Genomic DNA, 24817 nt, shown 5'->3' with positions numbered 1-24817 from the left:
GAAGTGTAGAAGAGAAAGTCCTCAACATTAAGCAGATGGCTATTAATCAAGTTGCTATTGCACAAAGTGCTTATTCGGTGTCGCGCACCAGTCTCAGTCCCATATCAGCCATAAGGATATTTTGGCTGGCAAAATCACGTCGAAAGTTTTCAGATAACGTGTCGTCGTAAGAAAAACTGCCACCACGTACAGATTTATGGGCAAGCCCAACGTTAGAATCTTGTGCGTTATTTGGGTTATCGGTTGGACCGTAGCGATAGAAGCCTTCGTCATAGGCATCGATAACAAATTCCCCCACGTTACCTGTCATATCATAGAGTCCAAGTTCGTTCGGTTTTTTCTGGCCGACGGGGTGGGCTCGGTTATTGGCATTGCCGGAATACCAGGCAACATCATCGATATTGTTTGAGCCGCTATAAGTATAGCCTTGGCTTTGGTTTCCACCTTTGGCGGCAAACTCCCATTCAGCTTCAGTCGGTAGACGGTAGTTTGCGCCGGTAAGGGTATTGAGATGCTCGATAAAGTAATTGGCCTGCTGCCAGCTCAAGTTATTCACTGGGACGTTGGGATCGCTGAAATAGCTCATCGAAGAGCCCATCACGCTTTCAAATAGTGCTTGAGTCACTTCATATTTGGAGATGTAGAAGCTATCTACCGACACCGTTCTGGCGGGAGTCTCTGCTTTGCTAGCTTCTGTTAGGTTGGAGCCCATTTCGAATTGTCCACCTTCGACTAGCACCATATCCGCTTCTATTTGCTTCATGACTGGATGGGGTTCGCTGGCAAAAAGAACCGTGTTGAACCAAGCCGTAGCGGCGATCAATGTGAACCCTGATAAGGTGATAATTACTGTTCGCTTAAGCGTTGGTGAGGGCATAGAAAGTCTCCGTAAATCAACAAACAGCTCAATAGGAGGCTCATTGTAATGAAAATCCTCATGCCTAAAGGTTATAAGGGGTATAACAAGCGTCGGTGTGTAGCACGGATTAAAATTGACCAACGTAAATGTTAATAAGTAGGTGAAATATGCTGATTACTCAGGGCCCGCAGTTCAATGGCAAGGCATCAAAGCGACTACATGTCATGGCAAAGCCTATTGGTGCCGCGTGCAACATCGATTGCACCTATTGCTATTACCTGAGTAAACAGGACTTACTCGAGTACAAGAAGGGCTGCTCGCCAATGATGGATGAGGCCACACTCGAGACCTATATACGTCAATATATCGAAGGCCAAAACACCCCTGAAATCATCTTTTCCTGGCAGGGTGGTGAACCGACCATGCTGGGTGTTGATTACTTCCGCAAGGTTGTTGAACTGCAGAAGAAGTACCAACCTGAAGGTATCGTGATATCTAACGATCTTCAAACCAATGGTACATTGCTCAACGATGAATGGTGCGAGTTCCTGGCCGAGAATAACTTTCTTGTTGGCTTGAGCATTGATGGCCCAGAGATGCTTCATAACGCTTACCGTACCAACCGAGCAGGACGCGGTACCTTTAAACAGGTAATGGCGGCGGTTGAGTTACTCCATAAACATCAGGTGAAGTTTGCCACCCTGACTTGCATTAATAACCTGACGAGCAAGAACCCGCTTGAAGTTTATCGTTTCTTGAGAGATGAAGTGAGATCGCCCCAGATTCAGTTTATTCCTATCGTTGAGCAAAAGTCGTTTAGAACAACGGCACCTCAGAAATGGCAGCCTCAAGAGCAACTACGGCAAGGTGATAAGCGGCTGAACCCTTGGCATAAAAAATCAGTTGTTGAGCCTTGGTGTGTGTCGGCAGAAGGTTGGGGAGATTTCTTGATTGCTGTGTTCGATGAGTGGGTTCAAAACGATATTGGCAAAGTATTTGTTCAATATTTTGAAGCGAGCGTTGAAACTTGGATGGGGCGAAAAAACCCGCTTTGTACACTCGGTGAAATCTGCGGTAAAGGATTGGCCATGGAGCCAAACGGTGATGTCTATACCTGCGACCATTATGTTTATCCGGATTACCAGGTAGGAAACATCCACCACCAAAAGATTGATGAGATGGCTTACTCAGAGACACAGCAGAAATTTGGCTTTGCCAAGTCACGTTCGCTGACCAGCCAGTGCCAGCAATGTGACTTCAAGTTTGCGTGTTTTGGTGAGTGTCCTAAAAACCGCTTTATTCGTACCAAAGATGGAGAGCCGGGGCTGAACTATTTATGTGCTGGCTGGAAAAAGTTCTTCTCTCACGCAGATAAAGCGTTTGCTTTGGTATTAAGAGCGACGGGCAATCCAGTTGCGCACGGTAAGTATTCTGATGCTGTGATGAAAAGTACGATGCCTAAAGCCGTGCCACGTCAGCCGTATTTTCCAACCCGATTTTAATCTGAGGTAGTGGTAATGAAACGTACTATTGCGACGATGCTTCTGTGCTCTTTTTTGGTATCTCCTTTAACACTTGCCGCAGAGATGGGACGTTCTGATCTGACAGACGAAGGTGCTCAGGCAGCACAGCAAATCACGCAGGATGCTCAAGCTACACAAATACAGCAGTGGGTCATGATTGCACAAGATCATCGTCAAAATGATGAAAAGCGTGCCGATGCGCTGAGGCAGTTAGCAAGCTACCCTAACCAAAATAGCTTGGTCGCGGTTGCCCGTGGGATACAGGATGAAAACCCGATTGTCAGAGAGGCTGCCGTTGTTGGTGCCGAGCCGTATCAGTTTGCTCACCGCTGGCGCTTGCTTTCTCCGTTGCTGACAGACAGTGAGGCAAATGTACGTTTGACCGCTACCACGAACCTAATTCGAAATTATGGGGAAATGGACGCTGAGCAAAAAGCATTGGTGGACCCACCCTCAGCAGAGTTAACCTCATACCTCAAAGGTAAGAAAGATCTGCCGTCTCAACTGTTATTGGCCGATGTTTACCGTTGGCATCAAGATTTTGACGAAGCGCACGAGATATATACTGCTTTGCAGGAAATTGAAACCCGTAACCCTCAAATATGGTTGGGCCTAGCAGATAATTACCGTGCTCAAGGGGATGACCTCCAAGCCAATATAGTGCTGGAACAAGCACAAGAAATATTGCCTGAAGAGGCCAACTTGTTTTACGCCCAAGCACTAACTTTGGTAAGGCTCGACGAGAAAAAGCAGGCAGCTGCGGCTATAAAGCTAGCGACAGAGCTAGCACCAGATAATAGCTATTTCTGGTATTTGAACGGTGTATTGCAAGAAGCTTTCAATGTCGATGACGCAACGACATCATTCGAAAAAGCTTATGAGATCTCTGGGGCACCAGAGCAGTTATACGCTGTGTGTGATATTTACGTGAGATATGGCCATCTTAATACTGATTCATGCTTGGAATTATTAGCTAAAGTTGCCCCTGAGTTTGTGATTGACGAACTAAAATCTAAACGAGGCTAGCGGGTCTCATTTTACTATTAAAAAAATAATGAGGGAGCTAATGCGACCATTAAAATCGACACTGGCAGTGATGTCGGTATTGTCTTTACCTGTTCAAGCGAGTGGCATTTTCTTACAGGAAGCGGTAACTGCAAACGCAGGTACAGCGGGTGCGGGTGATGGTGTTTATACCGGTTCAGCAGCGGCGATGTGGGTAAACCCCGCAACAATGAGTGGCATGGGGGAGAGCTTAACCACGTTCAACGTGCTCGGCTTTGATCTCGAAATGAAATATCGTGATAACGCTGATAATGGCAACGGTAAAGCCCATTCTGTACTGCCATCGGCTGGGGCATTTCATGCTCGCCAAATTACCGATGATCTCCATGTCGGCATTGCGCTTGGTGCTGTGGGTGGTTCGAGCCTTTCTTACGGAACGGAGTGGGCAGGGCGCGCAGCACTCGATGAAATCACTTTGACGGCAATGCAGATCAACCCTGCCATCAGTTACCAAATCAACCCGCAATGGTCGCTTGGCGCTGGGATTCAGCTAAGCTGGGCTTCGCTAGAGCAATCAACAAGTTTACTTGAAATTGATAAAGACACTGATTGGGCGTTTGGTGCGAACTTTGGTGTGATGTATCAGCACGATGAGCGATTGGCATTGGGGGCGAGTTACCGAACCAAGTTGGAGCATGAATTTGGTACCCGCGTATCGGGGCCATTAAATGGCCCACTTATCAGTAGCCTGCGTACAGATATAACTGTTCCAGCTATTGCCGACATCAGCGCCAGTTATGCGGTTAACCCAAAGCTAGACCTACTGGCTTCTGTGCAGTGGCACCAGTGGAGTGAGTGGGATAACTCGGTGATGGAGTTTGGTCTTGTTGCCGACCAAACGAGGACGGCTACGATTGATCGAGATTGGGATGATGTGTGGAAGTTTGCGCTGGGGGCCGATTATCAGCTCAATAGCCAGTGGCGGCTGAAGGCTGGTTTCTCCTACGAGACGTCACCACAAGATGATCCAACCAAGCAATGGGTAGATGTCCCGGTCGGTGAGCAATATCGTTATTCGGTCGGTGCAGCGACCAAGTGGAATGATGTCACTATTGATATGTTCTACGAGTACGCTGATTTGGGTGACGTTGATATCAACCGACAGTTTCAAAACCCTCTGCTCAATGACATAACGGGTACGTTTGACGGTCGTATTCACTTTTTGGGGGTAAGCTTCACGTATTAAATGACGTGAGTTAGCGCATAAAAAAGCCAAATCATCATGATTTGGCTTTTTTATTGCTATTTGATTTTTGTGTTAATACTGAATCCCGCACTTTTTTTAGGTGTTGCTGGGCTAAAAACTTCACTCGTTGGGAATAATTCATCACTTATCTAAAAGGTTGAAAATTTAAAAGGATTATATAAGTGATTATTGTGGAATTGATGATATCCGAAATTCCCATAAGAATAGTCTATTTAGTTAGTAGCCTTTGAAGGTTTCAATAATGGGTACTAGCAGTTTTGTAAGCCATTGAATCTTTTCAGACTGACGGCGAGAGGCTTTGGTAATGATTGCGACGGTAAGATCTAAGTCATGCTCAAAGCTTTGCTCTCTGTCTGGGGCATAGCGCAGGGTATAGTGCTGATCCATCAGTTGAGTCGTAAGAATATGATTGTCGGTGTATATTTTCGGCTCAATGGCGGGGTCTATCATCTCATAGCGGTTAACAAACTCATTGACGCCTGAAATAACATATTTTATATAATCTCCATTCTTGTTTCCTTCAAAATAAGCACAGCCTCTGAAAAGTGGTTTTTGATGTAGTGTTTGTGCTTTATTACTTAAGAGATGTATCCCGATGTCTACAACTTCTTGTTGGATCATTGTTTCGCTAAGTGCATTCCACTGACGAATATCAATGACTGCATCACATTCTTTGCGAATGGCATCAATGATATCTTTACCAATGGTAATGAGGTAGGGTTCGACAATATGTAAAGTAATTTTATCGATAAATTTGGGGTTAAACTCCTCAGGCTCAAGGGCTTGGTTGACTTGCTCTAAAGCAGCACGAAGCTTTGGTTCAATACTCACTGCATAGGATGTCGGTGATAGTCCTTCTGCCGTTCGAATGAAAAGCTGATCATCTAGCTCTACACGCAATTGAGCAAGCACTTTGGAGACATAGGATTGAGAACGGCCTAGTTTTAGAGCAGCTCGAGTCGTAGAGTTGGTTTGCATTAAAGCAAGAAACACATGGAGCGCATTTAAATCATTCATAAATCAATAATTTTTAATTTCCATAGTGTTGATTATCTACTAATCATAGAAGAAATTGAAGCTGTTTTAGGCGTTGATATTTTGAAAAAATTAACCAAATTGGAATATCGGTAATTCCAAAAAGAGTGAATGAGGTAGATATAATCACTTCATCAGTTTGAGTGGTGAAGGTGATAATGTGCTTTTATCTGTTCTCTGATCGACAGTGAATAATAACCATATGCTAGGGATTTGCCTTTATGTTTTTGATGTAAAGGCTTTTTTTATTTATGTTTTACGGAAAAGATGAAGTTAGAACTACATATAAAGAAGCATAATGGAAAGTCAATCTTTCAGGTCATTGTTGCTGTCATATCTATATCGGTGATTTTGTCCCAAGTGACTTATTTATGGCTGGATGAGAGTCTCATTATCGATAACGAAATTGAAAAGGAGCATGTAAAGCAGTTGTTTCTTTTTGGGATTCCGTGCGTTGGTGTCAGTTTACTTGTTGCTGGTCGTTATTTTGGGCAAACTGTTATCTATCAGAAAATATCGATTTTGGTTGTTGTGAGTATTGTCGCGACGATACATACCTTATCTATATCCATGTTTTCAGATATTTCAATAATTAGCTTGATACTGATAACATTGGTAGCAAAAGTATTGGTTTTTCCACCCGCTTTTTCAATGTTGGTTTATGCAAACTATGTTTTTCAAGCTAATATGATGGTTGTTATTTTTCACACTGATATTGTCTTATATTCTAACTATTATTTTTCATTGACCGCAACATATATTTGGTTGAACTATTTATCTATCAATAGCTATAAGAGTTTTGTTAATGATTATTTGCATGAGCAGAAAGAAAAATCATTGATGGCAAGAGCGGTTCTTTTAAATAGGGAAATAAAGGCCAAAAATGTCATGCTAAATTATCATGCATATATTGACGAGGTCACTGGTTTATATAATAGAAGGTATTTACAAAAAAAAATGACGCTTTTGAATCAAGGGGGTAATCAACGTCAATTTGGAGTATTACTTATTGATATCGATCATTTTAAGCAGGTCAATGATGTATATGGTCATTCCAAAGGTGATGAGTACTTGAAGGCGGTATCACACGCTTTACGGTGTGTTTTCAAACGAAAAACGGACTTGGTTGCCCGTTATGGCGGTGAGGAAATTGTCGTGATGCTAACAGAAATCACCAAACGCGATCTGGAAGAGAAGGCGAGGCAAGCGTGTGCTGCGGTGAGGGCGTTAGCATTGAAGCACCCTTTACGAGAATGCGTGAGTGTCAGTATTGGAGGTATTCATGCCGGCTTGGATTACCATTCGGCAGAGCATTACCTTGATGAGGCTGATGCATGTATGTATCAAGTAAAGTCGAACGGGCGTAATGGTTACTGGGTTGAATCTCGCTGAGCCAGGGCGCTTGAAGTTACTTGGGTTATGTATAAAAACGCGCCCTCGAATCTTAAAAGAGTCGAGGACGCTGTATATTTCTATGGTGTCGCTATTAGTAGTGCCAAGGGAACTTACTAAAGTCTTGGTCGCGCTTTTCAAGGAAAGCATCACGACCTTCTTGTGCTTCATCGGTACCATAAGCTAGGCGAGTGGCTTCGCCTGCAAACAGTTGCTGGCCGACCAAGCCATCATCCGGTAGGTTGAAGCCATATTTCAGCATGCGCATGGCTGTCGGCGACTTGCTGTTGATCTCTTTGGCCCAGCGAAGTGCCTCTTCTTCGAGCTCAAAGTGGTCAACAACTTTGTTTACCATACCCATTTCATAAGCTTCTTGAGCGCTGTAGTTGAAGCCACAGAAGAAGATTTCACGGGCACGTTTCTGGCCGATCATCTTGGCCAAGTAAGCAGAGCCGTAACCTGAATCGAATGAAGCAACATCTGGATCAGTCTGTTTGAAAACAGCGTGCTCTTTCGACGCCAGTGTCAGATCACACACCACATGCAGGCTATGACCACCACCAACAGCCCAACCAGGAACGACTGCGATAACCACTTTAGGCATAAAGCGGATTAAGCGCTGAACTTCAAGAATGTGAAGGCGACCCATGCGAGCAACGTCGGCTTTGCCTGCTTCTTCACCTTCACCTTCGTATTTGTAACCGTCTTTACCGCGAATGCGCTGATCGCCACCTGAAGAGAATGACCATTGGCCTTTCTCCGAAGGACCGTTACCTGTGATGAATACACAGCCAACATCAGACCATTGGCGTGCATGGTCAAGAGCCGTGTAAAGCTCGTCTACGGTTTTAGGTCGGAAGGCGTTCAGGCAGTCTGGGCGGTTGAGTGCAACACGGACTGTACCTTGGTCTTTGGCACGGTGATAAGTGATATCTTCAAAATCGAACCCCGGGACTTCTTCCCAAAGTTCTGGATTAAAAATCTCTTTGCGAGTCATGATGACGATTGCCTCATTAGGATTATGCTCAGTGTGCTATAAGCTAGGGAGTTACAGCTAAATGTCAATGGTTTATGAAAGAATGTGACCAGATGGCGAAGGTTTTGGGTGCGGTGGGGTGTTTATCCATCAACAGTGTATGGTTTTACTGCGAGCTATCCGTAAAATAGCCACCAACCATTACACAGGTATCGTTGGTGGCAGAATCAATCACTTTAATTTAATTAAAGCTTAACTAGCATCTTGCCTTTGTTTTTACCTTCAAACAGGCCAATGAAAGCATTGGGGGCTTGAGCGATACCCTCGAACACGGTTTCATCCCATTTAATTTTGCCCTCGGTGATCCACTGGGTCATCTGCTTGGCAAATTCGCCATAATGTGCCCAATGATCAAAGACAATGAAGCCCTGCATTGTTAGCTTTTTGATGATAAGCATCGACATATTAGTAGGGCCTGGTTGTGGCTCTGTTGCATTGTACTGAGAAATCAAACCACATACCGCAATGCGACCATAGTCATTCATATTGTTAAGGGCTGCTTCCAAGTGTTCTCCGCCAACATTTTCAAAGTAAACATCGATGCCTTGAGGGGCAGCCTCAGCAAGTGCTTGAGTTAGGTTGGTAGCCTCTTTGTAGTTAATCACCGCATCGACGCCCAATGAAAGCAGGTAATCAGCTTTCTCCTGTGAACCGACTGAGCCAATCACCGTACAGCCATGCATCTTGGCAATTTGACAGGCAATACTACCCACGGCACCTGACGCCGCTGAAATAAATACTGTGTCGGTTGGCTTTAGCTCTGCGATACGGAATAGACCAGTCCAAGCTGTCATACCCGGCATACCCATGATGCCAAGGAAGCTTTGATCGGGTAGTGACGTTTCAGGCAGTCGCGTTAACCCTTCACCGTTGCTGATAAAATGGGTGCGCCAGCCTAGCATGCTGCTTACCTTGCTGCCTACCGGGAAGTCAGGGTTGTTGGACTCGGTGACTTCACCAATTGCACCACCTTCTAAAGCTTCACCAATTTGGAAAGGGGGTACATAACTTTTGCGGTCAATCATACGGCCACGCATATAAGGGTCGACGGACATCCAGGTGTTTTTAACTAACACGTCACCGGCTTTAAGTTCTTGGTGGGGGATGGTTACTAGCTCAAAGTTATCTGTTGTTGGCGTGCCCTCTGGGCGGGATGCAAGATGGATTTGTTGGCTGTTCATTCTCAATCCTTATCAGCTCTGTTTAATACAGTGTATGAAGGTAAATACTTATCGCGATAAATGTTTGCGCGCAAACTATCTGCCTATAACGTTACTGATAGAAGTGGAAAGATGCAATAGCTTTGCGGTAAAATAATTTGCGCGCAATGTATTTTGTTCCTCAGCGATTCTGTTATCATCGAAACTGAATTGATAACTACAGATAAATTAACTCGGATCTTAGTATGGCCCAGAAGCTCTCTGACAACGTGTGTTTTGCCTTGTATACCGCCTCGAATGCGTTGGTCAGGGCCTATCGTCCGTTGCTGGACGAATTTGATTTGACCTATCCGCAATACATTGTGATGCAGTCACTCTGGTACAACGATGGGGTAAGCCTCAAAGAGGTCTCTATCAGTACCCAGTTAGACTCGGGCACATTAACGCCGATAGTGAAGCGTCTTGAGGCGAAAGCGCTATTGACTCGCAAAGTCTCGGCTGAGGATGAGAGAAAGAAAGTTATTTCTCTGACGAATGAAGGTCTTGCTCTGCGTGATAAAGCCAAGGATCTCAAAGCGCAGCTTGAAGCCAAATCCAGTATGTTGCCGGATGATGTTGAGTCACTCCGCACGCTTTGTTTAGAGCTGGCGAAGAACTTGTCATAGCCTTTTTAACCCTTAGTTTAATGACAGGATGTGCAATTCTTGCCACAATATTGGCTATCTTGTTGATGCAAAACCTCTACTATGTCTATCTCATTACCTATTGATTCGCTTAAAGCGGATTTTCTCGAACGTCTTGATCAATCCCATCTTGTCGTTTCTGCCGAAACGGGTTCGGGTAAGTCCACTCGATTGCCTGTTTGGGCAGCAGAACGCGGACGCGTTTTAGTGGTTGAACCCCGCAGAGTCGCTTGTCGATCATTGGCTGAATTTGTGGCTGGTGAAAAGACTGAGAATATCGGTGAGTCAGTGGGTTATGCAATCCGCTTTGAGAATTATTTTTCCGATGACACGCAGGTTGTGTTTGTCACACCCGGCGTCGCATTGCGTTGGCTGAGTGAAGATGGGTTAGCAAGTTTTACCACGGTTATTATTGATGAATTCCACGAAAGGCGTTGGGATACTGATTTGCTGTTGTCGATGCTCAAGCAGAAAGACAATCACCGATTGGTCGTGACCTCAGCAACCTTGGATAGCGAACGACTAGCGACTTACCTTCAAGGTGAGTGTTTACGGGCTGAAGGGCGAAATTTCCAGGTAACTGTTGAACATATCGCGACCGATAGCCGCAACATGCCAGACAGCCGCCATGTTGAAAAGAAGGTTAAAGAAGCAGTCGTAACCCGGTATGAAGATCATCAAGATATCTTGGTGTTCTTACCTGGCCGAAAAGAAATCGCTCAATGCCTTTCGACTTTGAAGCAGGCTTTGCGAGATCACATTGAATTGGGTGTGCTCGACATCATTCCTTTGCATGCTTCGGTCAGTGATGATGAGCGTCATCGCGCGCTGACCGAAAGTGATAAACAGCGGATTATTCTGGCTACCAATGTAGCGGAGACATCGCTGACCATCCCCGGCGTGACCTTGATTATTGATACAGGTCTAGAGCGCCGGACTCACCAGCGCAATGGCCGAACAGTGCTCGGATTACATGCGATTTCCAAGGCCAGTGCCGAGCAGCGAAAAGGGCGGGCAGGGCGTGTGACGGACGGTACGTGTGTCAGATTATATGGCAAGGCAGCACCGCTTGAATTCATTACACCGCCAGAAATGCAACGTGAAGAGCTCGTCGAACCTATGCTAGCCGCTGCCTGCTGTGGCTACCCGTTCGAGACGCTGAGTTTTGTTGATACGGTGCCTGAAAAGTCTTTATTGCTTGCTAAGGATAAACTCATCCAGATGCAGGCAATAGATAATGACGGGGCGGCCACAGAGCATGGTCAAATTTTATATCCACTACCCATTGATACGCTGTTTGCCCATTTGATCACGGCGATGCCAGATAAAGCCAGCCGTGAAGCCATGGTTGATCTTGCTGCCTCGTTGAGTGTATATCAGCGGATTTGGCAGATGCCGTCGGGTGAAGAAGCCCGAGAAAAACTGACGCAATGGGAGCCGAAGCATTGTGATGCTATGGCGCTAATTAAGCTGTTACGCGGTAGTGAGCCGGAATGGCTAACGTTTGACAAAGATGTGTTGGCTGAAGCGAGAATGCTATCTGAGCAGATGCGTGAGGCCCTTGGATTGCCAGCACTTGAAGTGGCGTCTTCGGTAAAAAGAGATGTATGGCTGATGGCAGTGATGAAAGCTGCACCTGAGTTGGTTTTTGTCTGTCGTCAGAAAAGGCGGCAGGCATTAGGCAATGGTTTTAGTGAAGTGAGTACAGGTCGTGAGAGTCGCTTCCCTGAAAATGCCGAAGCTGCGATTGTGTTTGACCAGTTTGCGTTGCCAGGTAAAGGGGTTAAACAAAATTTGGTATTGGCTACATGTATGGCACCAATCACTTTTGATTTGATGAATCAGCTCGATATGGGGGAAGCGCTCTTCGGCGAAACGCGTGTGTCGGATGAAGGTTGTCTGGTTGAAAAACAGCAGGTATATGCCGGACGCGTGATTAAATCTGACTGGGTGGCACCGGAAGGGGCCTCTGCTCACGATACATTTATCGATATGATTCTCGGCGACTCAATCTTGCCGGGGTTGGGCGAGAAAATTACAGCGGATATCCATCAATGGAATTTGTACTTGGCTCTGGGTAAATACCAAGCTGACGTCTGTACTCGTGCAGCACAGTCTGTGGAAGCGCGAGAGTGGTTAGGAGAGCAAATAGAAGCGCTTGGGGTCGAGTCTGCCGAAGACTTCGAGTTATTCACGACCGATGACTTCATTTTTGATGGTATACCTGATTGGGAGCGCGCTGATTTTGACCAAGCCTATCCTTACAAAGTTTCGTTGACCGATCTCACCATGCGGATTGAATACCATATAGCCCGAAAACGGGTATTGGCCGTCCATGAAAGCGGGAATCGCAAAGCCGACCCCAAGCGCTGGGAACTGCCACGCTGGCAAGGGTGGAAGGTACAATACCGTAAAGCCAGCCGGACGATTGATGTGAGGTAGTGAGGTTAGTCTATGGAGGTTGGGCAGCTTGGTTTTCTCTATATTTAAGATTAACTGTTGTTTTTCAACTTGCTTTTCAAGTTTTGCATGAATGTCTTGAAGTGCGGGAAGAAGTCTACAAATACAGGGTGCTTGCGGTCTTGCATCATCGCAGGACCAAGTAGACGCAATGCAACACCAACACGGGTAGACGTTTTCTCATCCAAGCCGCTGCCTTGCTTTAGCTTTTCAACAATAGCAAACATATCTTCTCGGTCTTGCATTTCAAACTGCAACGTTTGTGCGCTGTTTTCACTTTCAGCATTGGTACATTCGATAGTAATACGGTAGTTGTGTGGCTGTTTCATGTTTCTCTCCAGATTTTTCAATGCTTTATTCGCCAATTTATTCAATGGAATGATTTAGCTTTTTAGAAAGCGTTCGATTTTCGGTTTAATTGTTAATGAGATCAAAGTGATCAAAGTTAGGCCAACAGGCAGGGCTGCAAGAAAGCCTTGTAGCCAACTATGGGTAAACTGATTTAAGTTACTAAAGCCAATGTTATTCGCAGTCGTTGTAAAGGCCATAATCGACTCCATAATTACGGCCATATTCAAACCCACGACGAGGTTTCGTTTATGCTCGCTTGCATTCGGCATAAGCTTGGTAACGAGTTTGGTGATCAGTGTCATCATGCCCATCCCGACGGGCATCATTACCAGGACAGTTTTAAGGAATGAAGTTAGCCAGTCTATTAAGAATGTGTCGGTGAAACCGACGTTCATGTATGTCATGACTCCAGTCAACGTTCCCCCCATCAAGGTCATCATTCCTAGCACGACCAGTATCTTGTAGATCAAAGGTGTTTTCGTTTGAGTGGGAAATGGGGCTGTCATTGTTGTTTCTACAGTCATCTTATTCTCCAGACTTGAATTTGCTCTCAATTAAGTTGATAATGTCAACTATAGTATTTTGGTTGATAATGTCAACTAAGTTTTATTTAAGGATACCTGGATGTCAGAGTCAAAGTCATTAGAAAGCGTGTTTCACTTAGTCCATATGCTAAAGCGCCAAATGCATGAACATATTGAACAGTTGGATTTGAGCATTACGCCAATGCATCTACGAGTACTGAAAATTATCAAAAGAAAACAAACATGTACTGCTGTTGATATTGCTCAGTTCATGAACCGCGACAAAGCTCAGGTGACCCGCTTGCTCAATGAACTGATTAAGCAGAGCATGATCGAGAAAGTGCCAAATCCAGAAGATAAACGCAGCCAACGTTTGTTGGTTACTCGCGAGGGAGAAAAGATTTTAGCGAAACTAGCCATTATTGATGGCAAGATGAATGAGAAAATGATGAAAGGGATTTCGCCTGAAGAGCTGAAAGAGTTCAAGCGCATAACAGGCTTGATGGCAGCAAACCTTACAGATATAGCATTAAAGTAACCTGAGCGCTGAGTTACCAATGCCTTCTATATCAATATGGAAGGCTTCTGTGATTTTAATAAAGCTCTTCAATCGCTTCTTGTATTGTATGTACTAGCCACTTTGAAAAAGGCGTAGAGCGGAACTTATATGACATATAGCAAGCGATAGGACGATGATTTATTTCATCCCAGTGATTGATATCAATTAGGGTTAACTCCTCAAACAACTGCGATTTAACAACTTCACTAACCGCCATGAAGCTGGGTATTTTTCGTATCGTTTCTAAACAAATATCTACCTTATCCGATCTTAATAAGATATTCGGGCTATAGCCTCTTTTTTTGAAGTAATTAACGACATAGCTCTCTTTTTGAACAAAGTGTGGCTGTATAGCTAACACGAGAGGGTATTTGGCGGCGTCTTCAACCGTGACGGATTTAGCTTTCGCTAGTGGGCTATCTTCATGGCAGCAAATCTTAAATTCGGGATAACAAATCGGAATTTGACTAATGTCTTTTGCTACCTCAAGGGGGTAAAAATTGAGGCCAACATCGACAGATCCCTTTCGCAAACTGAACTCCGTTCCTGCCGACCAATTTTCGAGTACAATGGTTGCTTTTGGGGCAAGACGATGCAAAGTCTCAAAGAGCTTAGTCATTGTGCCGTAGCAAAGTATTGAATTGATGTGTATCCGGATAGTCCCTTCATAATTTGCTGGGGAAAATTGATTAATCTCGCCGTAAAGTTCGTCCAAACCGGTCATTATGCTTGGTAACTTATTTAGCAATCGAGCGCATTTCTCCGTTGGCTCTAAGCCATCTCTCCCTCGAGTAAACAAGTCATCATCAAATTGCTCCCTCAGCCGAGATAGCGCTTTACTGACTGCTGATTGGGTGACATATAAGCGCTCAGCTGCGCGTTTTGTATTTTCTTCTTCACCAAGCACCTTGAGTACTTTCAAGCTATTGAAATCAAGGTTGAATAATTCTTCATCTTTCACGTACTCGCCTCACTTAAAGCTATCTTTAGACAAACGAGGGTAGGCATATTGAAATTTCGGGTTTTGGTACATTGCTGTAAGCTCGCTCAAAATCTGGGTTGTGATTTCTATTAACCATTTTGAATAGGCTGAGTCTTTGACCCTATCATGGATAAAGTATGCGATCGGATAGTGTGGAACAACATCCAGGTGGTCAATATCAAGCAATATTAACCCTTCCTCATCCATGATTGGAGCAACCACCTCACTGACAGGCATTAGGGCATGAGTACTTTTAAGCACCTTACTACAAATATCTAACCTGTCTGTTCGAAGTACTACATTGGGTTGGTAGCCCCTACGTTTCAAATAGGTTTCGGCCTCGCTCTCTTTTACTTCGTAGTCAGGCATGATTGCCAGTATCAAAGGGCTATTTGCAATGTCTTCGAGGGAAATTTTATCAATTTGAGCCAATGGGCTATCTTTCGCGCAGCATAACTTAAATTTTTGATAACAGATGGGTTGTTGAAAAATTTCAGGAGAAACGTCTAAGGGGTGATAATTGATACCTAAATCTACTTGACCAACCTTTAATTGCTGCTCGGTATCGTATGACCAATCTTCTAATTGAAGCATCGCCTTAGGCGCATATAGGTGAAGACGTTCGATAAGAATACTGGTGAGAGGGTGGCACAGTGAAGCGTTAATGTGGATCTTAATTGAGCCCTCATAATGCTCTGGCTCAAAGGTATTGCTGTCTTGGAATAATTCGCCTATTTCTCCCAATATTTGAGGGAGTTTATACAGAATCAGCTCACATTTTGGGGTCGGTTCTAGGCCGTGTAGCGTGCGAGTGAAAAGTGGGTCATCAAACTGCTCTCTCAGGCGCTTTAAAGCCTTACTAATTGCAGACTGCCCAATCTTAAGCCTATCAGCAGCTCGATGAGTATTATTTTCTTCACCGAGTATTTTCAATATTTTCAGAGTGTTAAAGTCTAGCCTGAACATATCCTCATCTTTCATTGCTACCTTCTCCCTGTTTATCCTCTTCATTCATCATATATGAATTTGAGGACTTTTTTAAAGTCTCTTGATTCCATTTGAGAAAACAATTCTCTCGGTTAAATTACACGCATCGAAACGCTTTAGCTCAAACATGAATGGGCATTTAATTTACCGATAAGGGGCACAATATGTGGAAACTTACTCAATCACCAATCGCATTAGCAACAACACTAGCACTATCTTTGGGCGCTGCGAGCGCATTTGCAACCAACGACGCACCTATCCCGGTTACCGTTGAAAACTTTGCTGAAGTTGAGATGGATGCACGTATTCAACGCTTTTTTGATGCGGGTGGTATGAATACGGGGTTGGTTTTTTCTGAGCCAACGCCGGTTGACCTACAACCTGTACCACGTATGAATCGCGATACTCTGTACGCCGGTATTTCTGTCGATACATCTGAAGGTTTCACAATTACGATTCCTGAACATCCAGAAAACCGTTATGTGACTGTCTACCTATTGGATAACGAGCACAAAACCATTGAAATCCTCAGGGGCTCAAACTCGGTGCACGAGTTTGAAAAACAAGCAGATACACGTTACATCGTTGCACTTCCTCGCATCCAATTATTCGATGCACAAGATGAAGCGGACATTAAAATTGCTCGAGACATTCTTGCTGGCGTAAAAGTTGAATCTGGAAGTATGGAGCCGAAAGTTCTACCTAATTGGGATTGGGCTGGCATGTTAGAACTTCGTTCTTCTTATGAGCAAGAGATGCGAAAAACGATTACTCAATATCCAAATGATTGGCAAGGTAAGCGTGGCGAAGTTGACCGTTATGAAGGTCACAATATGGCCGTTGCAACGTCGTGGGGGCTCTTCCCTAGCTCTGAAACGGTCTATATCGCTCAAGCACCTGATCTAGATACAAATAAGTGCTATACCGCAACCTATGAAGTGCCTGAGAACGATGCGTTCTGGTCTATTACCGTTTACAACGACACTGGCTACATGTTCTCAGAGAACAACAACATTAACAGTGAAGTTGCACAAATGAATCAAGACGGTACGTTCACGATGCACTACGGCAACACAGATGTATGTGGTGATATAGCAAACCGTCTCGATACGACAGAGGGCTGGAACCTGCTGATGCGTGTGTACGAACCTGCTCAGAAAATTATTGACGGCGTATATAAAATGCCAGAAATCACAACGCAATAAACTCAGGGAATATTCGCACAAGGACGTGTCTGTTAATTACGAATTAAAATTATAAGATTAAAATTAAAGGCACAAAAATGAAAAGCAGCAAAACACTTCTTTCTGTTGGCTTAGCAGCCGCAATGGCACTTTCGGCAACAACGGTCGCGGCAGATGAAGTTCACGACGCAGATCCTCGAAATACTGCGTGGCGTGGTGGTATCGCAACGGATAATAACGGTGAAATAAAGCTCGTTGCGGGTGGTGGATTTAATAATCTCTATGGCGGCGGCGACTACACAACACAAACAATAATGATTGGTGAGTATTTTACCCAATCAGAAAACTTCAGATTCCGTCTAGCTAACTTTGATGAGCGATTTGGCGGTGTATATGCCGATGTGAATCTGACTGAAGGGGTAGATTTCTATACTGCAGGTTATATGCTCCCCCTCACGGCAACAAATGGAACGACGTTATTTTTCCCATCGGTTAACTACTCATATGTAGATTTTGACACCGCAGAAATAGCGAATGGGTTTAATGAGCAGGCCAGCAACAGTGCGCTTGGCGGGTACTCGATGGGAAGTAATAGCCATCGACTTCAAGGGGCTGATGTAAAACACTTATTAGGTGGCGACCACGCACATGTGGCGTCGGTAAACCTATATGGCCTTCAGCCTTGGAATGACACTCATTATACCGTATTTCAAGCGTTTGGTGGTTCCAGTTATGGCGGCGTAGATATGCAGATGGTCGATTTAGTACTATTACAGGGTATGCGTACGCAACTGGGTGATGCTGTGTTCAATATTTACCTTGAGGGTAAGTATACGAATATTAAAGTGAATGATGTGAACGACCCAACGGGTAACGTTAGTCATTTACGCGGAGAAGAGACAAAAGTATCCGTTGGTTTTGATTGGCGTTTTTAACCGTCACTGTGCTTAATGTTTATCTACTAGTAAAAGCCGTAGTATAAAACTACGGCTTTAGCCTTTTTTAACTATTCTATAAATGAGTTCGCCAACTTATTGAGCTTTCTTCTGCACCGCCAATTTCGCTCGAATATACTCGGAATGGTCGACATAGATAAGCTCGGACACTTGGCGGATCACCGCTTCTTCCATCGGATCCAATACACCGTCGGCATAGGCAACCTGCCACATTGCTTCAATGAGTTCATATCGCTGCTCGGGCTCTAAGGTACGTAGTTTACTGGTGAAGTCATATAATGATACGGACGACTTACTCTGCATTCGCGCTTTATCCAGTAGCGCATCGGCATTCTCTTCACTGATATCTAGCAAATAAACAAGCTGGTGGCGCTTGGCTTGGATTTCTCTTGGATCATCACTGTGATCAGCATTTGACACTTCGCATAGCAAACATGCCATGGAAAGGTGGAGAGTAGGGGTGTCGACAGCGCCGCCATCTGTTCCTTCATTCATGACTTGGCGGAAAATTGTACGCAATTGTTTGAACATGCTGAGCCTCAGGTTTCATTTCTATTAAGTATATACCCAAGTAACTTCACGCTGCTTAGCTCAGCGAGAATGACTGAGTTCTGGCAAAATAACTCTTTGAATATCTCGTGGCCAAGTAATCTCGCCCTTCGGGAGCTCATCAAGGTGTCCATTCCTGTGTCAAATCACCTCGAAATAGGCGCCTATTCCATTCGGTTATTTTCCTTGAACTGAACACCATGATGAAGCTCTGATACTTTCAGCTTGAAGTTACTTGGGTATATGACTCTTTAGAGCGGCTTGGAGTTCCTTGCGCGCTGTTTAGTTGGATGTTTAGTCAGCAGTTGTTCAACAAGGAGGGTCGGAGAGAATGTGCCGTTAAGACTGAAGAAAGAGAAATAGTAGTCTGGAGACTTGGCTCCAGACTACAATCATTTTTCAGTATTGGTGATTAGAAACGGGCGTTAATAATCGGGAATACTGGGATATCTTTGCTGATAAAGGTACCGGATTTGTCGTAGTTGATTAGACCAATCTGAACACCTTTCTCGATGCGATCTGTGGCGTTGATGAAACCAAACTGAAGACCGTTTAGGCTCCCTGCGTAGTTAAGCGCACCGAACTGAAGGCCAGTGAACTGGCTGCCCGTGTAGTTGGCAAAACCAAAATCTGCACCTGTTGCTGTGTTGTCGTTCCAGTTAGCTAGACCGAATTTAACACCTGTAGAATCACCAGTAACACGGTTGGCACCAAACAGGATACCAAAGCTTAGGCCCTTGAACGTTTGAGATTCAGCCAAACCTAGCATAGGAAGCTGGAAACCAGTTACCGATGGCGTTTGTCCATATAGAAGTGATGCGCGGAAACCGTGAACGTTACCATCAGGCAGGTTGTTGCCAGGAACAGATAGCTGTACAGGTTGGTTAGCAAAAGCAGGTGATGCCATCACAGCTGCAAGCGCAAGGCTAACTAGTGTTTTTTTCATTATTTTTACTCTATGTATGAAGTTGCGACAAAATAATACCTGAAGACATAATTCTGCTGCAAATTATGTCACACAAAATCTCTCAATTTTGGGCTGTGATTCTCCTATGCCGCAAATCAACAGATTTGTGGTAGAATTCGTGCAATTTTGTGAAATACCCAGCTGAAATATCAGGAATTCCATTGACTCAGTCGAATACTCCTCAGGCTAACGTTTTAAACAACGAAAAAACACTTAAAGCCGCGATTAAAGATTGCATGATTCGCGATCAGTTTCGTTTGCACAAGCGCGTGCAAGGTGCGGCCAGAATCAAAAAAGAGCCGGCAAGGCATGCCGTGTTTGATGAAATTGCATTAGACATTGCCAAGTCGATGCAAACCGTTCACATGCGTACTACCCAGCGCCCGCGAATCTCTTATCCAGAGTTGTTGCCGGTTAGCCAGAAAAAAGACCAAATTGCCGAAGCGATCAAGAACAACCAAGTCGTGATTGTTGCCGGTGAAACCGGTTCGGGTAAAACAACCCAGCTTCCCAAAATCTGTTTGGAGCTAGGCCTTGGTACCAAGGGCATGATCGGCCACACTCAGCCACGCCGTTTGGCAGCGCGTTCGGTAGCCAGCCGTATTGCTGAAGAGCTTCAATGTGAATTGGGCTCGTATGTTGGTTATAAGGTTCGATTCAACGATAAAGTCTCGGATCGTAGTCAGGTCAAGCTAATGACCGACGGTATCTTGCTGGCCGAGATACAAAACGATCGCTTCTTGAGCCAATATGACACCATCATTATCGATGAGGCCCACGAACGTAGCCTTAATATCGATTTTATCATGGGTTACTTGCGTGAATTGCTGCCAAAACGCCCTGATTTAAAAGTCATTATTACATCGGCAACCATTGACCCTGAGCGCTTCTCCAAGCACTTCTTCAATGCGCCGATCATTGAAGTATCAGGCCGTACTTATCCGGTAGATGTACGCTATCGCCCGGTATCGGAAGACAGCGAAGATAACGACCGCGATCAGCTTCAAGCAATTTTCGACGCGGTTGATGAGCTTTGCGATGAAGGTTTGGGTGACATCCTGATCTTCATGAATGGTGAACGGGAAATCCGTGATACCGCCGATGCGCTAGAGAAGCGAAACTTGCGCGACACCGAGATATTACCTCTCTACGCGCGATTGTCGGCTGGAGAGCAGAACCGCGTGTTCCAGTCTCATGCTGGCCGCCGTATCGTACTGTCGACTAACGTGGCTGAAACCTCATTGACGGTTCCGGGTATCCGATATGTTATCGACCCAGGTACTGCGCGTATCAGTCGTTATAGCTATCGAACTAAAGTACAGCGTCTTCCTATCGAGCCGGTTTCACAAGCGAGTGCAAACCAGCGTAAAGGTCGTTGTGGTCGTGTGGCAGAAGGTATCTGTATTCGCCTGTACTCGGAAGAAGACTTCCTGTCTCGCCCTGAGTTTACTGACCCAGAAATTCTGCGTACCAACCTAGCATCTGTTATTTTGCAGATGACAGCGATTGGTCTTGGTGATATCCAAGCTTTCCCGTTTGTCGAGGCACCGGATAACCGCAATATCCAAGATGGTATCCGCTTGCTAGAAGAACTGGGTGCGATTAATCCCAAGGCAAAAGATCCGCGTAAGCGCTTGTCAGTGATTGGTCGCCAGTTAGCCCGTTTGCCTATTGACCCACGGCTTGCTCGTATGGTGTTGGAAGCGCCTAAGAACGGTTCATTGCGTGAAGTGATGATCATTGCTTGTGCACTGTCTATTCAAGACCCGCGTGAGCGACCATCGGATAAAAAACAAGCGTCAGATGAAAAGCACCGTCGATTCAATGATAAAGAATCAGACTTCGTGACGTTTGTTAACCTGTGGGATTATATCCAAGAGCAGCAAAAAGCGCTGTCCGGTAATCAGTTCCGCCGCCAGTGTAAGAAAGATTACCTCAACTATATGCGTGTGCGTGAGTGGCAGGATATCTACTTCCAAGTTAGCCAAGTTGTCAAAGAGCTTGAGTTCCGAATCAATGAACAAGAAGCAAGCTACCAGGGCATTCATACTGCAATTCTTGCCGGTATGCTTTCTCATATTGGTCTAAAAGATCAGGAGAAGAATGAATACCAAGGGGCCCGTAATGCACGCTTCAATATCTTCCCAGGCTCAGGCATTTTCAAGAAGCAGCCGAAGTGGGTTATGGTCGCCGAGTTGGTGGAAACATCACGCTTATGGGGCCGTATTGCGGCTAAGATCCAGCCTGAATGGGTGGAACCGCTAGCAGAACACTTGCTGAAACGTAGTTACAGTGAACCTCACTGGGAGAAGAAGCAGGCATCTGTCGCTGCCTTCGAAAAAGTGACGATTTATGGTATTCCGGTTGTTGCCAAGCGGAAAGTCAATTACGGCCAAATTGATCCGGTGATATCGCGTGAACTGTTTATCCGCTCGGCGTTGGTCGAGGGGGATTGGGACACCAAGCACAAGTTCTATCAGCAGAACCGCAAGCTGTTGCGTGAAGTTGAAGAGCTCGAGCACAAGTCTCGCCGCCGCGATATATTGATCGACGATGATGAGCTGTTCAATTTTTATGATCAGCGCATTGAACACACGGTGGTATCTGGCCGTCATTTCGATGCTTGGTGGAAGAAAGCTTCACGTGAAAATGCAGAGCTGCTTAACTTTGAACGTGAAATGCTGTTCAAAGGTGATGCTAGCCATGTTACCGATTTGGACTATCCGAACTTTTGGCATCAAGGTAACTTGAAGCTTAAGTTGAGCTACCAATTTGAGCCAGGCGAAGACAGTGACGGTGTAACGGTGCACGTACCATTGCCAATCCTTAATCAGGTTGAGCCCGATGGTTTTGACTGGCAGATCCCAGGCTTGCGTCAAGAGTTGGTGGTGTCGCTAATTAAATCGTTACCAAAACCGGTACGTCGCAACTTTGTACCTGCGCCGAACTATGCCGATGCGTTCTTGTCCCGCGCAGAGGCGATGGCCATGCCGCTGCTTGATTCGATGGAAAAAGAGCTCAAGCGTATTTCTGGTGTGACAGTATTGCGTGAAGACTGGAACCTGGAGCAGGTGCCGGATCATTTGAAGATCACTTATCGTGTTGTGGATCATCGCAACCGTAAGCTGCGTGAGAGCAAAGATCTCTACAGCTTGAAAGACGGTTTGAAAGAGAAGGTGCAAGAAACGCTATCGAAAGTGGCTGATGATGATATCGAGCAGGAAGGCCTGAAGACCTGGAGCTTTGGACAGTTACCTGAGCGCTATCAGCAAAAACGCGGCGGTTTTGAAGTGAAAGCTTACCCTGCAATCGTTGATAACAAAGACTCGGTTGGTATCAAACTGTTTGAGACCGAAGAAGAGCAGCGTACGGCGATGCAGCAAGGTCAACGCCGATTGGTACTGCTCAATGTACCGTCACCGATTAAATACCTGCATGCTAACTTGCCGAACAAGTCGAAGCTGGGCCTGTACTTCAACCCTTACGGGCGAGTGATGGACTTGATTGATGACTGTATCGCTTGTGGTATCGATAAATTGATCGATGAAAAGGGCGGCATTGTTTGGCAACCTGAAGCGTTCGAAGTGTTGAAAGAGCATGTACGTGGAGAGCTCGGTGATACGGTAGTGGATATCGCCAAGCAGGTTGAAGAGATCCTAACCACAGCATTCAATATCAACAAGAAGCTGAAAGGCCGTGTTGATCTATCGATGGCCTTTGCGCTGTCTGACATTAAGGCACAAATTGAAAGCTTGATCTTCAAAGGCTTTGCGACGGAATGTGGTTGGAAAAAACTACCTGATATTCTTCGTTATATGCGAGCCATTGAGCGCCGTATGGAGAAGCTGCCAATCGACCCGAATAAAGACCGCATGCATATTCTGAAGATCGAATCAGTTGTTTCTGATTATAAAGAGCTACTGAATAAGATCCCGAAAGGCCAGCCTGTCCCTGAGAAGGTGAAAGAAATTCGCTGGATGATTGAAGAGCTTCGTGTGAGTTACTTTGCCCAGCAGTTGGGTACGCCTTATCCGGTATCGGATAAGCGTGTTCGTAATGCGATTAATGATTGTTGAGTGAATCTATTTCATTGAATCAATATAAGAGCAACCCAATTTTGGGTTGCATCCAGATGCTGATATCTGTCTTCATTACTGGCGGAGTATTAGCGACAGTATTGGGTGCATTTCGTCATGGTGTGGCCGTTTCGATTGCTGCGGTATTTGTCACACTAACCCTAGGCTAAAAACAGGCTAAGGCGAAAACCTTAGCCTGTTTTATTAGATTATAATTTATTAATCTTTAACCAAATTATTGGTAACGAACGGGCGATTTCTTGCCAGCAACCACAGGAACCCGCCAGTGATACCCACAATCAGCTGAATGATGCCGAGGTTTTGAATCAAGGAATCAGGGCGAGTGGAAACATTGCCATCAATAGGACGATGAAATAGGATATTTCAACGTAAGTAGAGGGATATAGCTTAGTGGCACATACTGTTCGTGATATCAACCAGAGGTTTTGGAGTAGTATTCATACTCCATATCTGACCATTCGAAGCACCTCTGATAGTATCCAGGGCTACAAAGCCCATAGCCACGAAGAGCTCTCTATTGGAATTATTCAGTCAGGCATGACTTGTATAGCGATGGGTGATAAAGATATTCTTCTGCAAGAAGGAGATATCATTCTTATTGAGCCGAATAAGGTACACGCTTGTAATCCTGTCAATGGTATAGCTAGAAGTTACTATATGCTATATATCGATAGCGCATGGTGCAGTAAGATGTTGTCGACAATTTATGGTTATGAGGTCACTCAATTTACTTGCCACCAGTCGCTCATCTCATCTCAATACAGCGAAACGGCTCTCACTGCATTAATAGAAAGGCTGTACGGCCAAGTATCACAGCAGACCGTATCGGAAATAGAGCATGCGTTATTCCATATCGTGAGTTGTTATTGCTCACCGTTGGCGGTTCGCAGCAATGAAGATGAATTGGCCTATGAGTTAAGGTCTTATTTGCTGGAGAATATTGCTGAACCAACTTCACTCAGTCACATTGCCCAACAGCTTGAGCGACCTAAAGAATCTCTTATCCGTAGCTTCAAAAGGCGGTTTGGCATCACGCCGAGATCTTTTGTCAATAATAGCCGTATCGAAAAGGCTAAGTTGCTGTTGAAGAATGGTATGAGTATTGTCGATGTTGCTAACGAGCTAGGGTTCTCGGATCAAAGCCAATTACACCGTGCTTTTGTTAACTACACGGCGTCTACGCCAAGGCAATACCAGAAGGGAGTGTTAATTTCCGACAATAATTTGTAGATGAATTTACC

The 24817-nt window shown here is 45.0% G+C and carries 20 protein-coding genes and 2 pseudogenes; 11 read left to right on the top strand and 11 right to left on the bottom strand.

Going from position 1 to position 24817, the window contains the following annotated elements:
* Positions 1-70: 70 nt before the first annotated feature.
* Positions 71-772: pseudogene (locus C9I99_RS06700) on the bottom strand (formylglycine-generating enzyme family protein); the annotation flags it as partial.
* A gap of 254 nt (positions 773-1026) precedes the next feature.
* Here C9I99_RS06700 and C9I99_RS06695 point away from each other — a divergent pair.
* From C9I99_RS06695 to C9I99_RS06685, 3 genes are read left to right on the top strand one after another with little or no spacing between them, the layout of a single operon-like run.
* On the top strand, positions 1027-2361 hold the full coding sequence (locus tag C9I99_RS06695; RefSeq protein WP_107348101.1) for an anaerobic sulfatase maturase: 1335 nt from the start codon (positions 1027-1029) through the stop codon (positions 2359-2361).
* A gap of 15 nt (positions 2362-2376) precedes the next feature.
* Entirely contained in the window at positions 2377-3408 is a 1032-nt protein-coding gene (locus C9I99_RS06690; RefSeq protein WP_107348100.1) for a tetratricopeptide repeat protein, read from the top strand.
* Positions 3409-3448: 40 nt separating this feature from the next.
* The gene (locus C9I99_RS06685; RefSeq protein WP_107348099.1) at positions 3449-4633 is read left to right on the top strand and encodes an OmpP1/FadL family transporter; all 1185 of its coding nucleotides are present in this window, start codon (positions 3449-3451) and stop codon (positions 4631-4633) included.
* Between the two features lie 237 nt (positions 4634-4870).
* Here the strand turns inward: C9I99_RS06685 and C9I99_RS06680 are convergent, their stop codons facing one another.
* A complete protein-coding gene (locus tag C9I99_RS06680) occupies positions 4871-5671 on the bottom strand; it encodes a LysR family transcriptional regulator (RefSeq protein ID WP_107348098.1) in 801 nt (266 codons plus the stop codon).
* Positions 5672-5956: 285 nt separating this feature from the next.
* Between C9I99_RS06680 and C9I99_RS06675 the strand changes: the two genes are divergently transcribed.
* On the top strand, positions 5957-7081 hold the full coding sequence (locus C9I99_RS06675) for a GGDEF domain-containing protein (RefSeq protein ID WP_107348097.1): 1125 nt from the start codon (positions 5957-5959) through the stop codon (positions 7079-7081).
* 94 nt (positions 7082-7175) lie between these two features.
* Here the strand turns inward: C9I99_RS06675 and C9I99_RS06670 are convergent, their stop codons facing one another.
* Both C9I99_RS06670 and C9I99_RS06665 read right to left on the bottom strand, forming a co-directional pair.
* Entirely contained in the window at positions 7176-8078 is a 903-nt protein-coding gene (locus C9I99_RS06670) for a 1,4-dihydroxy-2-naphthoyl-CoA synthase (RefSeq protein WP_107348096.1), read from the bottom strand.
* A 224-nt stretch (positions 8079-8302) separates the two neighbouring features.
* The gene (locus C9I99_RS06665) at positions 8303-9298 is read right to left on the bottom strand and encodes an NADP-dependent oxidoreductase (protein WP_107348095.1); all 996 of its coding nucleotides are present in this window, start codon (positions 9296-9298) and stop codon (positions 8303-8305) included.
* Positions 9299-9522: 224 nt separating this feature from the next.
* Between C9I99_RS06665 and C9I99_RS06660 the strand changes: the two genes are divergently transcribed.
* Both C9I99_RS06660 and C9I99_RS06655 read left to right on the top strand, forming a co-directional pair.
* A complete protein-coding gene (locus tag C9I99_RS06660; RefSeq protein ID WP_107348094.1) occupies positions 9523-9942 on the top strand; it encodes a MarR family winged helix-turn-helix transcriptional regulator in 420 nt (139 codons plus the stop codon).
* An 81-nt stretch (positions 9943-10023) separates the two neighbouring features.
* Positions 10024-12402, top strand: a complete 2379-nt coding sequence (locus tag C9I99_RS06655; protein WP_107348093.1) for a helicase-related protein — start codon at positions 10024-10026, stop codon at positions 12400-12402.
* 50 nt (positions 12403-12452) lie between these two features.
* Here the strand turns inward: C9I99_RS06655 and C9I99_RS06650 are convergent, their stop codons facing one another.
* The gene (locus C9I99_RS06650; protein ID WP_107348092.1) at positions 12453-12749 is read right to left on the bottom strand and encodes a DUF3861 domain-containing protein; all 297 of its coding nucleotides are present in this window, start codon (positions 12747-12749) and stop codon (positions 12453-12455) included.
* 54 nt (positions 12750-12803) lie between these two features.
* Positions 12804-13295, bottom strand: coding sequence for a DUF2798 domain-containing protein (locus C9I99_RS06645; protein WP_107348091.1), 492 nt, complete (start codon positions 13293-13295; stop codon positions 12804-12806).
* Positions 13296-13395: 100 nt separating this feature from the next.
* Between C9I99_RS06645 and C9I99_RS06640 the strand changes: the two genes are divergently transcribed.
* Positions 13396-13833 carry a MarR family winged helix-turn-helix transcriptional regulator gene (locus C9I99_RS06640; protein WP_107348090.1) on the top strand — a complete coding sequence of 146 codons (438 nt, stop codon included), beginning with the start codon at positions 13396-13398 and terminating at the stop codon, positions 13831-13833.
* Between the two features lie 55 nt (positions 13834-13888).
* Here C9I99_RS06640 and C9I99_RS06635 read toward each other — a convergent pair whose 3' ends face one another.
* Positions 13889-14815 (bottom strand): LysR family transcriptional regulator, encoded by a 927-nt coding sequence (locus C9I99_RS06635; RefSeq protein WP_107348089.1) that lies wholly within the window; start codon positions 14813-14815, stop codon positions 13889-13891.
* A gap of 9 nt (positions 14816-14824) precedes the next feature.
* The gene (locus tag C9I99_RS06630) at positions 14825-15817 is read right to left on the bottom strand and encodes a LysR family transcriptional regulator (protein WP_166645368.1); all 993 of its coding nucleotides are present in this window, start codon (positions 15815-15817) and stop codon (positions 14825-14827) included.
* Positions 15818-15987: 170 nt separating this feature from the next.
* Between C9I99_RS06630 and C9I99_RS06625 the strand changes: the two genes are divergently transcribed.
* Positions 15988-17028 (top strand): DUF1214 domain-containing protein, encoded by a 1041-nt coding sequence (locus tag C9I99_RS06625; RefSeq protein WP_107348087.1) that lies wholly within the window; start codon positions 15988-15990, stop codon positions 17026-17028.
* Between the two features lie 77 nt (positions 17029-17105).
* The gene (locus C9I99_RS06620) at positions 17106-17942 is read left to right on the top strand and encodes a hypothetical protein (RefSeq protein ID WP_107348086.1); all 837 of its coding nucleotides are present in this window, start codon (positions 17106-17108) and stop codon (positions 17940-17942) included.
* A gap of 96 nt (positions 17943-18038) precedes the next feature.
* Here the strand turns inward: C9I99_RS06620 and C9I99_RS06615 are convergent, their stop codons facing one another.
* Both C9I99_RS06615 and C9I99_RS06610 read right to left on the bottom strand, forming a co-directional pair.
* Positions 18039-18494: a tellurite resistance TerB family protein gene (locus tag C9I99_RS06615; RefSeq protein ID WP_107348085.1), complete on the bottom strand. Its 456-nt coding sequence runs from the start codon at positions 18492-18494 to the stop codon at positions 18039-18041.
* Positions 18495-18924: 430 nt separating this feature from the next.
* The gene (locus C9I99_RS06610) at positions 18925-19458 is read right to left on the bottom strand and encodes an LA_2272 family surface repeat-containing protein (RefSeq protein WP_107348084.1); all 534 of its coding nucleotides are present in this window, start codon (positions 19456-19458) and stop codon (positions 18925-18927) included.
* Between the two features lie 182 nt (positions 19459-19640).
* On the opposite strand from C9I99_RS06610, the gene hrpA reads away from it, so the two are divergent.
* Positions 19641-23555, top strand: a complete 3915-nt coding sequence (hrpA, locus tag C9I99_RS06605) for an ATP-dependent RNA helicase HrpA (protein ID WP_107348083.1) — start codon at positions 19641-19643, stop codon at positions 23553-23555.
* Between the two features lie 219 nt (positions 23556-23774).
* Here hrpA and C9I99_RS27760 read toward each other — a convergent pair.
* Positions 23775-23906, bottom strand: a pseudogene (locus C9I99_RS27760) (MFS transporter); the annotation flags it as partial.
* A 60-nt stretch (positions 23907-23966) separates the two neighbouring features.
* On the opposite strand from C9I99_RS27760, the gene C9I99_RS06595 reads away from it, so the two are divergent.
* Positions 23967-24806 (top strand): helix-turn-helix domain-containing protein, encoded by an 840-nt coding sequence (locus C9I99_RS06595; protein WP_107348082.1) that lies wholly within the window; start codon positions 23967-23969, stop codon positions 24804-24806.
* Positions 24807-24817 lie beyond the last annotated feature (11 nt).

This window comes from Photobacterium lutimaris, assembly GCF_003025555.1.
GTDB classification, from domain to species: Bacteria; Pseudomonadota; Gammaproteobacteria; order Enterobacterales; family Vibrionaceae; genus Photobacterium; species Photobacterium lutimaris.
The sequence above is the reverse complement of the archived record's forward strand: the minus strand, read 5'-3'. Positions and strand labels throughout refer to the sequence as shown.